This is a genomic window from Sphingomonas sp. SP5, assembly GCF_058313455.1.
Map to the genome: position 1 here is coordinate 306,473 of NZ_JBZFLF010000001.1, position 14,259 is coordinate 320,731.

12 protein-coding genes are annotated in these 14,259 nt (G+C 67.9%); 2 read left to right on the forward strand and 10 right to left on the reverse strand.

The genetic code is table 11. The features are described from left to right. Nucleotides 1-26: 26 nt before the first annotated feature. The 8 genes from AC4GY7_RS01415 to AC4GY7_RS01450 form a co-directional block, all read right to left on the reverse strand. A complete protein-coding gene (locus AC4GY7_RS01415; RefSeq protein ID WP_491111622.1) occupies nt 27-998 on the reverse strand; it encodes a glycosidase in 972 nt (323 codons plus the stop codon). 85 nt (nt 999-1,083) lie between these two features. Beyond that, the gene (locus tag AC4GY7_RS01420; RefSeq protein WP_491111623.1) at nt 1,084-1,434 is read right to left on the reverse strand and encodes a response regulator; all 351 of its coding nucleotides are present in this window, start codon (nt 1,432-1,434) and stop codon (nt 1,084-1,086) included. Nucleotides 1,435-1,508: 74 nt separating this feature from the next. After that, a complete protein-coding gene (locus AC4GY7_RS01425; RefSeq protein WP_491111624.1) occupies nt 1,509-3,890 on the reverse strand; it encodes a hybrid sensor histidine kinase/response regulator in 2,382 nt (793 codons plus the stop codon). A gap of 89 nt (nt 3,891-3,979) precedes the next feature. Further along, complete coding sequence (locus AC4GY7_RS01430; protein WP_491111625.1) at nt 3,980-5,998, reverse strand: M13 family metallopeptidase; 2,019 nt, start codon at nt 5,996-5,998, stop codon at nt 3,980-3,982. Nucleotides 5,999-6,067: 69 nt separating this feature from the next. Continuing rightward, on the reverse strand, nt 6,068-8,125 hold the full coding sequence (locus AC4GY7_RS01435; RefSeq protein WP_491111626.1) for a M13 family metallopeptidase: 2,058 nt from the start codon (nt 8,123-8,125) through the stop codon (nt 6,068-6,070). Nucleotides 8,126-8,197: 72 nt separating this feature from the next. Beyond that, entirely contained in the window at nt 8,198-8,776 is a 579-nt protein-coding gene (locus AC4GY7_RS01440) for a DUF2062 domain-containing protein (protein WP_491111627.1), read from the reverse strand. After that, nucleotides 8,776-9,258 carry an SsrA-binding protein SmpB gene (gene smpB, locus AC4GY7_RS01445; protein WP_491111628.1) on the reverse strand — a complete coding sequence of 161 codons (483 nt, stop codon included), beginning with the start codon at nt 9,256-9,258 and terminating at the stop codon, nt 8,776-8,778. The genes AC4GY7_RS01440 and smpB overlap by 1 nt, the downstream gene beginning before the upstream one ends. Before the next feature lie 116 nt (nt 9,259-9,374). Next, complete coding sequence (locus AC4GY7_RS01450) at nt 9,375-11,957, reverse strand: M1 family metallopeptidase (protein WP_491111629.1); 2,583 nt, start codon at nt 11,955-11,957, stop codon at nt 9,375-9,377. 158 nt (nt 11,958-12,115) lie between these two features. Here AC4GY7_RS01450 and AC4GY7_RS01455 point away from each other — a divergent pair, with 158 nt between their 5' ends. Beyond that, nucleotides 12,116-13,069, forward strand: coding sequence for an NAD(P)H-dependent flavin oxidoreductase (locus AC4GY7_RS01455; protein ID WP_491111630.1), 954 nt, complete (start codon nt 12,116-12,118; stop codon nt 13,067-13,069). Nucleotides 13,070-13,096: 27 nt separating this feature from the next. Here AC4GY7_RS01455 and AC4GY7_RS01460 read toward each other — a convergent pair whose 3' ends face one another. Together AC4GY7_RS01460 and AC4GY7_RS01465 are read right to left on the reverse strand one after the other, a co-directional pair. Beyond that, the gene (locus AC4GY7_RS01460) at nt 13,097-13,555 is read right to left on the reverse strand and encodes a DUF1465 family protein (RefSeq protein WP_491111631.1); all 459 of its coding nucleotides are present in this window, start codon (nt 13,553-13,555) and stop codon (nt 13,097-13,099) included. A gap of 117 nt (nt 13,556-13,672) precedes the next feature. Beyond that, nucleotides 13,673-13,870 carry a YdcH family protein gene (locus tag AC4GY7_RS01465; protein ID WP_491111632.1) on the reverse strand — a complete coding sequence of 66 codons (198 nt, stop codon included), beginning with the start codon at nt 13,868-13,870 and terminating at the stop codon, nt 13,673-13,675. 190 nt (nt 13,871-14,060) lie between these two features. Here AC4GY7_RS01465 and AC4GY7_RS01470 point away from each other — a divergent pair, with 190 nt between their 5' ends. Beyond that, nucleotides 14,061-14,216, forward strand: a complete 156-nt coding sequence (locus tag AC4GY7_RS01470) for a YdcH family protein (protein ID WP_491111633.1) — start codon at nt 14,061-14,063, stop codon at nt 14,214-14,216. Nucleotides 14,217-14,259: the final 43 nt, after the last annotated feature.

Consider the following 14,259-nt stretch of genomic DNA (forward strand, 5'->3'; position numbering starts at 1 on the left):
CCAAAGCCCCCTGCGACGCAAGCTTGTTACGCGTAATGGCGGATCGTCGCGCGCCGGAGAATGCGATCCTCCAGGGAAAAGTAGAGGGATATCGAGCCATTCTCGACGACCGTGGAGGCGGCGAAGGCGATATCGGTCTTTTCGCGATCCTCGGGCGGGGGCGGAAGGATGACGGGTTCCAGCCCGCGCCCGGTGACCGCGTCATACTCGGCGGTGAAGCTGATCCAGCCGATCCGCCAGCGCGCGTCCAGCGTCGCGCCATTGTAGAACATCACCGGGTCGGCCCCGGGCAGCTGGCAGATCGGCCCGGTCGACAGATGCCAATTGTCCCACGATTCGGCGCGGATCGGGAAGGGATCGGCGAGCGACGTCCACCCCTGCCCCAGCGCGTCGGCGCGGGCGATCCCGACCCGCGACGCGCCGACCCCGCCCTCCTCGGCGGCGGCATATTCGTAGAAGATCCGCCAGTCGCCCGCCGGCGTGCGGACGACGGTCGCCTCCTTGATATTGCCCTCGCCGGCCGGTGCGGCGAGGATCACCTTGCGCTTTTCGAGCGCGTCGAGCGTCGGCCCGTCCGCGGCGACCATCACGCCCTGTTTCCGCGCGGCGTCGACGCCGGTGTAGAAGACGATGTAGCCGCCGTTGCCATCGGGCACGACCGTCGGGTCCTCGCATCCGCCGGCATCGGCATCCGCCGGGTCGCTGCCCGGCCGGATGGCGAGTTGCGGATCGAGCGTGAATGCGAGGCCGTCGTCGCTCCAGCCGCTGGCGATCAGGCCGGTCGGATCGCCCGGACCCAGGGGATCCGGCACGCCGCGCACCATCATGCGGTAGCGGTTGCCCTCCTTCCAGACATAGGGGCTCATCAAGTCCATGCCATCGAGCGGCGAGCCGGGCGCGATGGTGACGGCATCAAGCGCCTCGACGGCATAGGTCGGCATCAGTCCGGCATCCTCTTCTTCCGTTTCGTCTGCGGAATAATGCGGCCGGATCGTCATCGTTCCGGTGACAAAAGCGTCACGCGGCGGCGCCCTGCAAAGGCGCGAGGAGGCGGGACAGCCGGGCGTGCGCCCGGCGGCGCTATTACAGCGCGTCGAGGGCCTTGGCGACGCCATCCATGGTGAACGGCTTTTGCAGGACGGGGCGATCGCGGAACTGCGCGTCGACGCTGTCATCGCTGCCGCCGGTGGCGAAGATGAAGGGGATGCCCTGCGCCGCCAGCGCTTCGGCGACGGGCGTGCTCTTCTCGCCGCCGCGCAAATTGACGTCGAGGATCGCCGCGTCGATGCCGCCGGTGCCGACGCGCTCCAGCGCCGCCGCCACGCTGTCGACGGTGCCGACGGGGGTCTTGTCCAGCACCTCGAGGAAATCCTCGAGCATCATCGCGATCAGCGGTTCATCCTCGACGATGAGGATTTGCGTGGGAGACTGCATGCGATGCCCTTAACCGCGCTTGGCGGAGGATGCCAAGCGGTTGTTGCGCACACGGTACGCTGGGCACCCGAGCGCTATCGCCCGACCAGCACGTCGCGCGCCGCCTCGGCGAGCTGCTGGACGCTGAACGGCTTGGGCAGGAAGGCGACGTGATCGATGTCGATCGACTTGCGCAGCTGTTCCTCGGCATAGCCCGACATGAAGATGATCGGCAGGTCCGGGTAGCGTTCGCGAACGTGGCGGACCATCGTCGGCCCGTCCATCGTCGGCATCACCACGTCGCTGATGAGCAGGTCCGGGCGGCCGTTGCGGTCGAGCAGGTCCAGCGCCGCCTCGCCATTCTCGGCGGTCATCACCGTATAGCCCTGCCGCGTCAGCGCGCGTTCGGCGACGGCGCGGACCATGTCCTCGTCCTCGACCAGCAGGATGGTGCCGGTGCCCCACATCTCGACCGGCTTGGCCGGCGCGCGCGCCGGTGCCGTGCGGGTGACGGTGCCCGCGGCATGCACGGGCAGGTACATGGTGAAGGTCGCGCCCTGCCCCGGCTTCGAATCGGCGAAGATCCAGCCGCCCGACTGTTTGACGATGCCGTAGACGGTGGAGAGGCCGAGGCCCGTGCCCTTGCCCACTTCCTTGGTGGTGAAGAAGGGTTCGAAGATCTTGGGCAGGATTTCGGGCGCGATGCCGCTGCCGGTGTCGCTGACGACCAGCGCGGTGTAATCGGCGACGGGCAGGATGTCGGATGCCATCGCCCGCACCTCGGCGGCGGTGACCGCCTTGGTCTGGATGGTGAGCGTGCCGCCGCCGCGCGGATTGTGCGAGAGCATGGCGTCGCGTGCGTTGACCGCGAGATTCACCACCACCTGTTCGAGCTGCCCCGGATCGGCGCGCACCGCGCCCAGGTTGCGCCCGTGGCTGACGTCGAGGCGGATCTGTTCGCCCATCAGTCGCTTCAACAGGTTGGATACCTCCGCCACCACATCGGGCAGTTGCAGCGTCTGCGGCCGCAGCGTCTGCTGACGGCTGAAGGCGAGCAGCTGGCGCGTCAGGCTGGCCGCGCGGTTCGAATTGGTGCGGATCTGCTGGATATCGTCGTAATCGCTGTCGCCGGGCGAATGGCGCATCATCATCAGGTCGCAATGACCGATGATCGCGGTCAGGATGTTGTTGAAATCATGCGCGACGCCGCCCGCCAGCTGGCCGACCGCCTGCATCTTGGTCGCCTGCGCCACCTCGCGCTTCAGCCGGCTTTCCTCGCTATTGTCCTTGAGGCTGAGCAGCACCGCGGCATCGCCCAGTCCGCGCGCGCCGGCAATGGTCAGCGCGACCGGCTCGTCGGGATGATCCTTCAGCCGCACCGCCATATCGGAGGAATGGGTCGCGCCGCCGGCGAAGCGGCGGATCGCGTCGGCCACCGCCGCCTTGTCCTCGCGCACCACCAGATCGCCGGGATAGAGCGGCGGGCTGCGCGGGTCGACGCCGGCCGCGCGCAGAAAGGCATCGTTCATCTGGAGGAACCGGCCCTCCCGATCGACCAGCGCCATGCCGAACGGCATCAAGCTGACGAGGCTGCGCACATGCGCCGAGGCGCTGGCGCCGATCGCCGGCGCGGTATCCTCGCCGTCGAGCAGGGCGACGAGCACCGGTGCCCGCTCGCCGTCCATGAACGGAATCTGGAGCACGCGTAGCGGCGTGCCGTCGAGGCCTTCGCGCTCGAAGCGGACGAGGCCGCGGCTGTCGGTGATGAGCAGCCGCGCAAAGTCGCGTCCCTCCAGCGTCCCCTCGCCGCCCAGCGCGCGGCGGGCGAGCACCCGGTTGCAGGCGCGTACGCGACCGTCCGATCCGATCAGCGCCGCCATCACGCCCGCGCCGCCGAGCCGGTCGCCGGTCGCGCCGGCGATCAGCGTCTCGGTCGAGGCGGCGAGGTCCTGCCGGGCGATGACGGTGAAGCGCCACACCAGCATGTCGCCTTCGTCGCCCGAGCGCGCGATCCGCGCTGTCACCTGCCGCGCGCCGACGTGGAGGCCGCTGACCTCGCCCTCCCCATCGCGCCAGGCGATGCGGCCGGCATTGCCGAGCAAGGCGACGCCGTCCCCGGCAAGCGGCAGGCCGGGCGGGGTCGGGAAACCGGCGAACAGCGCCTCATAGGCGTCGTTGGCGCAGACCAGCCGGCCGGCGCGATCGGTGATGGCGATCGCATCGGTGCTCGCCTGCGCCACGGCGCGGGTGAAGGACCAGTCGATCGCGCGCGCGTCCGTCGTCGCCTGTGGCGCGAGCAGGCGCCAGGCGATCACCGCGCCGGCCGCGATGATGCCCAGCGCAACGAAGCCTGCCGCCGCGGCGACGCTGCCGATGAGCAGCAGTACCAACGCCGCCGCGGCGACGGTCGCGCCCCCGGCGACCAGCGCCGCCATGCGCGTGGGCGTGAAACCCGTGGAGATCGGAAGCGTCGCCATGTCACCCCGTCATCGCGGGATCGCACCGGCCGCGTCAAGCGATTGGTGCCATCTCCCGTCCCCCGGCGAGGCCGGAGGACGGGCGGCCCTCACCAGATGCGGACGCGCTGGTCCGGGGTCAGCACCAGCTTGCCGGTAGGCGCCGGCTTGTAGGCGGCGTACCAGGGATCAAGATTGCGGACGACCCAGGTCCGCTGCTGCGAGGGGCTGTGCGGATCGGTCATCAGCCGCTGCTTCAGGTTCGCCTCGCGATAATTGCGACGCCACACCTGCGCCCAGCCGAGATAGAAGCGCTGGTCGCCGGTCAGGCCGTCGATCACCGGCGCCTCGCGGCCGTTCAGCGACGCGCGATAGGCATCGTAGGCGACGGCGAGGCCGGCAAGGTCGGCGGTGTTCTCGCCGAGCGTCAGCGCGCCCTTCACGTGCATGCCCGGCAACGGCTCATAGGCGTCATATTGGGCGACCAGCTTGCCGGTCAGCGCCTTGAACCGCGCGACGTCCTGCGGCGTCCACCAGTCGGTGAGCTGCCCCTTGGCGTCGTATTTCGAGCCCTGATCGTCGAAATGGTGGCTGAGTTCGTGGCCGATCACCGCGCCGATCCCGCCATAGTTCACCGCCGGGTCCGCATGCGGATCGAAGAACGGCGGTTGCAGGATCGCGGCCGGGAACACGATCTCGACCATGCCGAAATTGGCATAGGCATTGACCGTCATCGGCGTCATCCCCCACTCCCAGCGCTGGAGCGGCTTGCCGAGATGGCCGACGTTATAGTCGTAGCGCCATTCGGCCGCACGGCGTTCGTTGCCGAGCGCGTCGCCGGGCACGATGCGCAGGCCGGCATAATCACGCCAGCGCGAGGGGTAGCCGATCTTGGGCGTGAAGGCGGCGAGCTTGGCATGCGCCTTCACCTTGGTTTCGGGCGCCATCCAGTCCAGATTGTCGATCCGCGTGCCCATCGCCGACAGCACGTTGCGGACCAGCGCATCCGCCGCCGCCTTGGTCGCCGGCGGGAAATAGCGCGCGACATACAGCTTGCTGACATCGTCGGACAGCGCGCCGCTGGTGAAGCTGACCGCGCGCTTCCAGCGCTCTTCCTGCTGCGGCGTGCCGGACAGGGTCGTGCCGTAGAAGGCGAACTGTTCCTTGTCGAACGCGGCCGGTAGCACGTCGGCGTAATTGTCGAGGCTGCGGATCAGCAGCTGGTCGCGCAGCACCGCGATGGGCGCGGCGCCGATCAGCCTGGCGATCCCCTGCACCGCCGATGGCTGGCTGACGTTGAGGCTGTCGACCGGCGTGCCGAGCCCCTGCAGATAGGTGACGAAGTCGAAGCCGGGGGCGTTCGCTGACAGGTCGGCCACCGTGGTCTTGTTGTAGGTCTTGTTGGCGTCGCGGCTGTCGACGCGGGTCCAGCTGACCTGCGCAATGGCGGTTTCGAAATCGACCACTGCCTTGGCGCGGGCGGCGGCATCGGGCTCGCCGGCGAGCTCGAACATGCGGGCGATATGCGCCTCGTACGCCGCCTTCTCCTTGGCGTTCTTGGGCTCGAGGTAGTAATCGCGGTCGGGCAGGCCGAGCCCCGATTGGCGGATGCCGACGATATAGACTTCGGGATGCTTGGCATCCTGGCCGACGCCGGTGCCGAACGGCGTGCCGACGCCCTGACGCGCCGCCTTGGCGACGATGGCGGGATAGGTCGCCTTGGTCGTTGCCTTGATCTCGGCAAGCCACGGCTTGATCGGGCCGAGCCCCTGCTTCTCGATCGTCGCGGTGTCGAGATAGGTCGCATAGGCGGTGCCAATCTTCGACCCGCGCGTTTTCGCCGCCGCTTCGAGGATGCCGCGCGTGCGGTCGCGCGACAGGTCGGCAAGCGTATCGAATGCGCCGAAGCTCGCCTTGTCGGCCGGGATCGCCGTGGTCTTCGCCCAGGTGCCGTTGGCATAGCCGTAGAAATCGTCGCCCGGTGCGACCGCGCGGTCCATGCCGGCTTCATCGAAGCCGAATGCGCCGATCTGCGGCGTGCCGGTGGTGGATTGCGCATAGCCGATCGTGGCGCCGATGCCGGCGATCGCCGACGCGCCGAGCAGGCTAGCGAGAATGATGGTCTTCATAGATGCTCCGCTGAAACGAAAAAGCCGCCCGCCACGATGGTGGCGGGCGGCGCAGAAAAACCGAAGGACTTACCAGATCTTGATGCGATCGGCCGGAGCCAGATAATATTTCTGGCCGGGCTTCACTTTGAACGCTGGATACCAGGCGTCGAGGTTGCGGACCACATAGGCGCGCCACTGGCCCGGCGTATGCGGATCGGTGGTCAGCTGGTTCTTGATCGACGCCTCGCGCGCCTTGGTCTGCCAGACCTGGCCGAAGCCCATGAAGAAGCGCTGGTCGCCGTCGAAGCCGTCGATCACCGGTGCCTTCTTGCCCTTCAGCGACAGCTTGTAGGCGTCATAGGCGACGTTGATGCCGGCGAGATCGGCCATGTTCTCGCCGAGCGTCAGCTTGCCGTTGACGTGGCTGCCCGGGATCGGCTCGTAGGCGCCATATTGCGCGACAACCTTGTCGGTCAGCGCGTTGAACCGTTCGACGTCGGCGGGCGTCCACCAGTCGGCGAAATTGCCCTTGGGATCGAACTTGCGACCCTGGTCGTCGAAATGGTGGCTCAGCTCGTGGCCGATCACGGCGCCAATCGCGCCATAGTTCACCGCCGGATCGGCGTTCGGATCGAAGAACGGCGGCTGCAGGATCGCGGCCGGGAAGACGACCTCGTTCATCAGCGGATTGGCATAGGCGTTGACCGTCTGCGGAGTCATGAACCATTCGCTGCGGTCGACCGGCTTGCCGATCTTGTTCAGCTGGCGGTTGTATTCGAACTCGGCGACGCGATCGGCGTTGCCCAGCACGTCGCCCTTCACCACGCGCAGGCTGGTGTAATCGCGGAATTTGTCGGGATAGCCGATCTTCGGGGTGAAGGCGGCAAGCTTGGCGCGCGCCTTCACCTTGGTTTCCGGCGCCATCCAGGTGAGCTTGGACAGGCGGATGTCCATCGCCGCGATCAGGTTGCGGACCAGCTCGTCGGCCTTGGCCTTGGCCTCGGGCGGGAAATACTTCTGGACGTAGATCTGGCCGACCGCCTCGCCGAGGCTGCCGTTGACGAGGTCCACGCCGCGCTTCCAGCGCTCCTTCAGCTGCGGCGTGCCGTTCAACGTCGTGCCGTAGAAGGCGAACTGCGTGTTGACGAAGTTCGACGAGAGCAGCGGCGCGGCGTTGGAGATGGTGTGGAACGCCAGATATTCCTTCCACGTCGACAGCGGCGTGGCGGCGACGATCTTGGCGGTGCCGGTCAGCGCCGACGGCTGGCCGACGATCACGCGCGTCTGGCTGCCCAGGCCCTGCTCGGCCAGCATCGCCTGCCAGTCGAAGCCGGGCATGGCGGTGGCGAGCTGCGCCACCGGCATCGGGTTGTAGCTCTTTTCGACCTGACGCAGTTCGGCGCGGTCCCAATGCTGCTGCGCGATGCTCTTCTCGAGGTCGTAGATGCGCTGCGCCGAGCCTTGCGGATCGGGCTGGCCGGCCATGCGCAGCATGTCGGCGATATAGGTCACGTATTTGGTGCGCGCCTCGGCGAACTTGGGATCGTCTTTGAGGTAATAGTCCTTGTCGGGCAGGCCGAGGCCGCCCTGGCCGAGGTACACCGCATAGACGGTGTTGTCCTTGAGGTCCTGCTGCACGCCCGCACCGATCGGCACGTCGATGCCGTGCTTGGTCGCCTCGCCGAACGCCTTGGCGAGGTCGCTCTGCGATTTGATCGCGGCGATCTTGGCAAGATAGGGCTTGAGCGGCGCGGCGCCGGCGGCCTCGATGGCGGGCGCGTCCATGAACGTCGCATAGGTGTCGCCGATCTTGGTCGCCACCGGATCGGTGCCCGGCGTCGCCGCCGCGCCCTCGATCACCGCACGGGTGCGCTCGTCGGACAGGTTGCGCAGGATCGCGAAGCCGCCCCAGCTCGACCGGTCGGCCGGGATCTCGGTGCGGGCCATCCAGGCGCCGTTGACGTAGTTGTAGAAGTCGTCACCCGGAGCGACCGCCTTGTCCATCGCGGTCAGATCGACGCCGAAATCGCCGAGCTGCGGCTTGCCGGCGCGCGCCGGCGCGGTCGACGGGGTGCTGCTCTGGGCGTAGACGACGCCGGACGCGGCGGAGGCGAGCAGAAGGGCGGCAAGAACCTGTTTGCGCATCGTTGGTCCCTAAAAAAGATTGGATAATCAAGACTCAGGATGCGCGGTGTTCTAACCGGTTAAAACGCTTCGTCAAACAGGGTTTGTGGCATGGCGGTGACGCCACTTGCGCGCGATCCACAGCCGCCAGCCGAGCGCCGATGCGGCATAGCCCAGCGCGGCACAGACGGAGGTGAGGACGATCAAACCGAGCCCGAACGCCGGCCCTTGCGCCCATAGCCAGTGAAAGGCGCCGGTCAGCCATTGCAGCCACCCGGTCGCCTCCGCGGCGGGCTGCGCGATGGCGGGCGCGTCGCTGTGCAGGATCCAGGCGCCGATCTTGTAGGCGACGAACCACAGGAAGGGCGTGGTCAGGGGATTGGTGATGAAGGTGGTGAGCGCCGCCACCGGCACGTTGGCCCGGAACGGCAGCGCGAACAGCGCCGCGATGGCGATCTGCGCGACGGGGAACAGGAAGCCGGCGACCATGCCCAGCGCGACGCCCCGCGGCACCGAGCGGCGGGTGAAGCGCCACAACCCCGGCTCCAGCACGCGATGCGCGACCGGACGGAGCAGCCGGTTCGACTCCATCGATTCGCGCGTCGGCATGCTGCGGCGGCACCAGTCGACGGTGCGGCGCCACATGCCGGGCTTCCCCGGCCGGTCAGTCATCAGCCCCGTTCGCGCATGATGCGTCCGGCTTCCCGCTTCCATTCCCGCTCCTTGATCGCCGCGCGCTTGTCGTGATCCTTGCGCCCCTTGGCGAGCGCCAGTTCCACCTTCGCGCGGCCGCGTCCGTTGAAATAGACGCTGAGCGGCACGAGGGTCATGCCCTCGCGCGCCACCGCGCCATGGAGCTTGTTTATCTCGCGTTCGTGAAGCAGCAATTTACGCGGCCGCTTCGCCTCGTGGTTGAAGCGGTTGCCGTGGCTGAATTCCGGGACGTTGGCGTTGACCAGCCAGACCTGGCCGTCGCGCACTTCGGCATAGCTTTCGCCGATGCTGCCTTCGCCGAAGCGCAGCGATTTGACCTCCGTGCCGGTCAGCGCGATCCCCGCCTCGTAGACGGTGTCGATGCTGTACTCGAACCGGGCCTTGCGGTTCTCGGCGACGATCTTCTTCTTGTCGAAGGTGGCGGGTTTGGGACGCGACATGGGACGTGCGATGTAGGCGGTGTTGGCCGCGGAGGGAAGCGGGTGGCGCCGCCCGTCCGCGATCCCCCCCCCGGTCATCCCGGCCCGCAGGCGGGATGACCGGGGGGAAACGCCGCTTACGCCCCCTTGCCGAGCCAGGTCTGCACCGCCGGACGCAGGCGGTCGGCCGCCGCCTTGCGCACCGCGATGCCCGACAGCACGCGCCTGGCCGGGCTGCGCGAGGTTTCGGGCAGCGTCTGCGCGAACGCCTCGATCTTGCCGGGCATGGCGGGATCGGTCGATCCGCCGCCGAGGCCGACGATGAAGCTCGACCGGCTGCTTTCCTCGAGGAAGCCCTCGACCAACGCGCGGTTCGCGACCGCCCAGTCGAAGGCGAGGTCGGGATGCGCGCCGCCGACCGAGCTCAGCAGCTCCGCCTTTTGCGGCGCGGTGAGCGTATCGGTCTTCAGCAGGTCCAGCGCCCGTTTGGCCAGCGCCTCGTCCTCCGCCTCGCCGAGCAGCGAGACGAAGGTGTTCTTGGCGACCGGATTGGTTTCCGCCTTGGTCAGGCGCAGCAGCAGGTCCCAATCGGCCGGCGTCGCATTGCTGGCGAAGGTCGACAGGATCGGCAGGCGGATCGCCGGCGGGATGGCGGTCGGATCGTCGGCGAGGCGGGATACATAGCCGCGCGCCTGTTGCAGCAGTTCGGGGCTGCCGCTCTGCCCCAGCCGGCCGACCAGCGTCTCGCGCAGGTTGCTGACCAGCGGCGATTCGCCGGGCTTGGCGGTGAGGCCGATGCGTTGCAGCACCGGCCCGAGCAGCGCCACGGTGCGCGCCTTCAGCGGCGCCTCCAGCGGCGTGCCGTCGAACAGCCCGGCAAGGCTGCCCAGTCGGCCCGACACCAGCCCCCATTCCAGCGGATCGGCGTTCGCGCCGACCTGCCCCATCAGCGCGAAGAAGCGCGACAGGTCCTGGTAACCGCCGGCCGCCAGCGCATAATCGTCGCCGAGCGTGCCCAGCCGGTCCTTGAGGCTAAGCCGCGTATAGTCGCGGACCAGCGCGTCATGCGCCGCGGCATCGTACATCACCCGCGTGTAGCTGCCCTTGCCCTGGTTCAGCACCAGCGTGCCGCAGCCCTTCACCGACACGCTGGTGCTGGGACCCGAGACGATCGTGCGCGTCTCGCCGCCGCCCAGCGTGCCGACGACCATCGGCACCCTCCACGTCTGCGGCGTCTTGGAGGCGGCATCCAGGCCGAAGCGCCCCTGCACGAGCGTGGCGGTGGTCGTGCCGCCGCTGCACTGCGCCTGGCTGAGCGTCACCAGCGGCACGCCGCCCTGCAGGGTGAAGCCATGCGCGATCTCCGCCACCGGCTGGCCGGCCGCGGCGGACAGCTCCGCCCACAGTTGATCGGTGACGGTGTTGCCGTATTTGTACTTGGCCATGTAGCGGCGGATGCCGTCGCGGAACTTATCCGGGCCGAGCGTCGATTCGAGCATCTCGATGACCGCCTGACCCTTCATGTAGGTGATGCCGTCGAAGGCTTCGCCGATCTGGTCGACCGTTTCGATCTTGCGGATGATCGGGTGGGTGGCGGACGTGGCGTCGATCGCCATGGCGCGTTCGCGATCGGTCATCACCGCGGCGGCCTCGGCCTGCCAGGCGGGGTTGAGGTCCTGCGCCGACTTGTTCTCCATCCACGAGGCGAAGCCTTCGTTGAGCCACAGGTCGTCCCACCATTTCATGGTGACGAGGTCGCCGAACCACTGGTGCGCCATCTCGTGCGCGACGACGGTGAAGATGCGCTGCCGCGCGCTTTCGGTCGAACGCTTGGGGTCGAACAGCAATTCGGGCTCGAAATAGAAGATCGCGCCCCAATTCTCCATCGCGCCGAAGAACTGGCTGGAGCCCGGCCCGGCGATCATGTCCATCTTCGGCAGCGGATAGGGCTGACCGAAATAGCTGTTGTAATAGGGCAGCAGCCGCTTGGCCTCGGCCAGCGCGTAATCGCCCTGATCGGAGACGCCGCGGCGGGTGACCACGCCGATTTCGACATTGCCGGCCTGCACCGTCTTGCGCTCGAGGTCGCCCATGCCGAGGTAGAGCAGGTAGCTCGACATCACCGGCGTTTCGGCGAAGCTGTAGAGCTGCGTGCCGTTCGCCTGTTTGGTGATCGTGCCGGGCATGTTCGAAATGGCGAGCTGTCCCGCCGGCGCCACCGCCTTCAGCCGGAACTTCGCCTTGAACGCAGGCTCGTCCCACATCGGCGCGAAGCGGCGTGCGTCCGGCGCCTCGAACTGGGTCGCCAGCATCCGCGCCTTCGACCCGTCGTTGTTGGTGTAATCGATGGCGAACAGGCCGGCGGCGGACTGGCCGATCTTGCCGGTCCAGCGGAAGCCGACGGTGTGCTGCCCGACCTTGGCCGCGGCGGGCAGCGTCAGGGTGAGTTGCTGCTTGGCCTTGTCGAGCGTGTAGCGCACCGGCTTGCCGTCGAAGGTCGCCGCCGTGATCGCGAGGTCGGCGGCGTTGAGCGTGATCGTCGGCGTTGCCGCCTTGACGTCGACCGTCACCGTCTCGCTGCCCGAGAAGGTGAGCGCCTGCGCGTCGGGGGTGACGGAAATGTCGTAGACCAGCGGAACGACATTGGTCGGCAGGCTGCCGGCGGCAAGCGCGGGCGTGGATACGGACAGCGCCAGGATGGCTGCGGCGGCAAGCTTCATGGGTGGTACGACTCCGGCATGGGTGTATGACGGTGGCCATACGCCTTTGCCGCGCGACGGCAAGTCGGGGCTTGTCCTATGCGGCTCCTGCACGGCGGGGCGCGGCTCGCTGGACAGCCGGATCGGTTTCGGTCAACAACCTGTTCGAGAGGAGCCCCATGACCCCCACGATCTTCGACCGCCTGGCCCTGCCCGTCATCGGTTCGCCGCTGTTCATCATCTCCGGCCCCGATCTGGTGATCGCGCAATGCAAGGCGGGGATCGTCGGCTCCTTTCCGGCGCTAAACGCGCGGCCGCAGTCGCTGCTCGACGAATGGCTGCACCGGATCACCGAGGAACTGGCCGCGCACAATCGCGACCATCCCGGTTCGCCCGCCGCGCCGTTCGCGGTCAACCAGATCGTCCACAAGTCCAACGACCGGCTGGAGGCCGACCTTGCCACCTGCGCCAAGTGGCAGGTGCCGATCGTCATCACCTCGCTGGGCGCGCGCGAGGATCTCAACACCGCGGTGCATGGCTGGGGTGGTATCACCCTGCACGACGTCATCGACGACCGCTTCGCGCGCAAGGCGATCGAAAAGGGCGCTGACGGCCTGATCGCGGTCGCGGCGGGGGCCGGCGGTCATGCCGGGCGGCTTTCGCCCTTCGCGATCGTGCAGGAAATCCGCCAATGGTTCGACGGGCCGCTGGCGCTGTCCGGATCGATCGCGACCGGTGGCGCGGTGCTCGCGGCACAGGCGATGGGGGCGGACTTCGCCTATATCGGATCGCCCTTCATCGCCACGCACGAGGCGAATGCCGCGCCGGAGTACAAGGATTCGATCGTCGCCAGCCGTGCCGCCGACATCGTCTATTCCAACCTGTTCACCGGCGTGCACGGCAATTACCTGCGCAGCTCGATCGAGGCGTCGGGGCTCGACCCAGACAATCTGCCCGAAGGCGACCTCAAGACCATGAACTTCGGCGGTGGCAACGGGTCGAAGGCCAAGGCGTGGCGCGACATCTGGGGATCGGGCCAGGGCATCGGCGCGGTGGATCGCGTGGAGAGCGTCGCCGATCGCGTCGGGCGGCTCAAGGCCGAATATGCGGCGGCGAAGGCGCGGCTCGGCTGAGGCGCGTCCTCAGGGGCATCGCGGCGTTCAGAACGCCAGGGCGAGCCGATCGTGCAGGCGGTGGACCGGGCTGGGCGTCAGCTCGCCTTCCAGCGCGACATCGAGCAGGCCGACGCGGCGGTGCAGGTTGGCGCTCGCCTCGACCAGCATGCGGGCACGCTGCGGCAGGGCGGCGACCAGTTCGGCATCGAACTGCGGCGCGTGGCCCAGCCGGCGCGTGCTATCGAGCGCCTCGCGCGGCTTGAGTTCGCCTGCATCCACGGCGCGCTGGGTCAAGAGCCAGGCGATGACGTGCATCAGCCGGGTCGTCACCTTCAACGATTCGCAGGAGAAGCCGACGCGAATCAGCGGGTCCAGCGCCTCCCGCTCCGCCCGGCCATCCTCGTCGAAATAGGATCGCGCCTCATCGGCGAGCAGCATCGCCTCGGTATAGAGCGCATCGATCAGACGGCGGTGGATGCGCGATTCGGTGCTGCGGCCGGTCATGCCATGTCTCTGACACAGCGGCATTGTCCTGCACAGCACGCGTTGAGCGCAGATCGGCCGGGAGTGTCCCAGGACAGGGCGTTCCGGGCGCCCCGCCCATCGATCCCGCCCCATGGATCAGGCGATGATGTCGGGGATCAGTTGGTCCTCGCACGCGGCGATCTCGTCGCGCAGCCGCAGCTTGCGCTTCTTCAGCCGGGCGAGTTGCAGCTGGTCGGGCAGGCCGGTGAACGCCAGCGCATCGATCGCCGCGTCGAGGTCGCGATGCTCGGTGCGCAGCAGGTCGAGCCGGGCGATGATCTGCGCTTCGTCCATGGCAACGCCCCCAAGCGATCGGTCGCGCTCCCCTACCCCAATCCGTGTCCGCCACCAAGCCGGCGCGTGCCCGCCGGTCGTCGCGCGCAACCACTCGGCTAATCGCGTTCAACCATTTTCGTTGACGACTTTTGGCGGCTTCGATGGTTTAATCCTTCCCCCAACCGCATGCATCAGGAGGTACACCGAAATGCAGACGACGCATCAACAGGCACTGGAAACCAAGCATGCCGCGCTCGACCGCCGCATCGCCGCCGAAACCCATCGCCCGATGCCCGACTCCGCGATCATCACCGACCTGAAACGTCAGAAGCTGAGGCTCAAGGAAGAGCTGAACGGCCTCTAGGCCCAGCCAGCCCCTCCCCAGCGGAGGGGCTTTTTGTATCAGC

Excerpts from the sequence above, each read along its gene's own strand:
- AC4GY7_RS01440 (WP_491111627.1), bottom strand. The coding sequence starts at position 8,776 with ATGACTGACCGGCCGGGGAAGCCCGGCATGTGGCGCCGCACCGTCGAC.
- AC4GY7_RS01455 (WP_491111630.1), top strand. The coding sequence starts at position 12,116 with ATGACCCCCACGATCTTCGACCGCCTGGCCCTGCCCGTCATCGGTTCG.
- AC4GY7_RS01470 (WP_491111633.1), top strand. The coding sequence starts at position 14,061 with ATGCAGACGACGCATCAACAGGCACTGGAAACCAAGCATGCCGCGCTC.
- AC4GY7_RS01435 (WP_491111626.1), bottom strand. The coding sequence starts at position 8,125 with ATGCGCAAACAGGTTCTTGCCGCCCTTCTGCTCGCCTCCGCCGCGTCC.
- AC4GY7_RS01415 (WP_491111622.1), bottom strand. The coding sequence starts at position 998 with ATGACGATCCGGCCGCATTATTCCGCAGACGAAACGGAAGAAGAGGAT.
- AC4GY7_RS01465 (WP_491111632.1), bottom strand. The coding sequence starts at position 13,870 with ATGGACGAAGCGCAGATCATCGCCCGGCTCGACCTGCTGCGCACCGAG.
- AC4GY7_RS01420 (WP_491111623.1), bottom strand. The coding sequence starts at position 1,434 with ATGCAGTCTCCCACGCAAATCCTCATCGTCGAGGATGAACCGCTGATC.
- smpB (WP_491111628.1), bottom strand. The coding sequence starts at position 9,258 with ATGTCGCGTCCCAAACCCGCCACCTTCGACAAGAAGAAGATCGTCGCC.
- AC4GY7_RS01460 (WP_491111631.1), bottom strand. The coding sequence starts at position 13,555 with ATGACCGGCCGCAGCACCGAATCGCGCATCCACCGCCGTCTGATCGAT.
- AC4GY7_RS01425 (WP_491111624.1), bottom strand. The coding sequence starts at position 3,890 with ATGGCGACGCTTCCGATCTCCACGGGTTTCACGCCCACGCGCATGGCG.
- AC4GY7_RS01450 (WP_491111629.1), bottom strand. The coding sequence starts at position 11,957 with ATGAAGCTTGCCGCCGCAGCCATCCTGGCGCTGTCCGTATCCACGCCC.
- AC4GY7_RS01430 (WP_491111625.1), bottom strand. The coding sequence starts at position 5,998 with ATGAAGACCATCATTCTCGCTAGCCTGCTCGGCGCGTCGGCGATCGCC.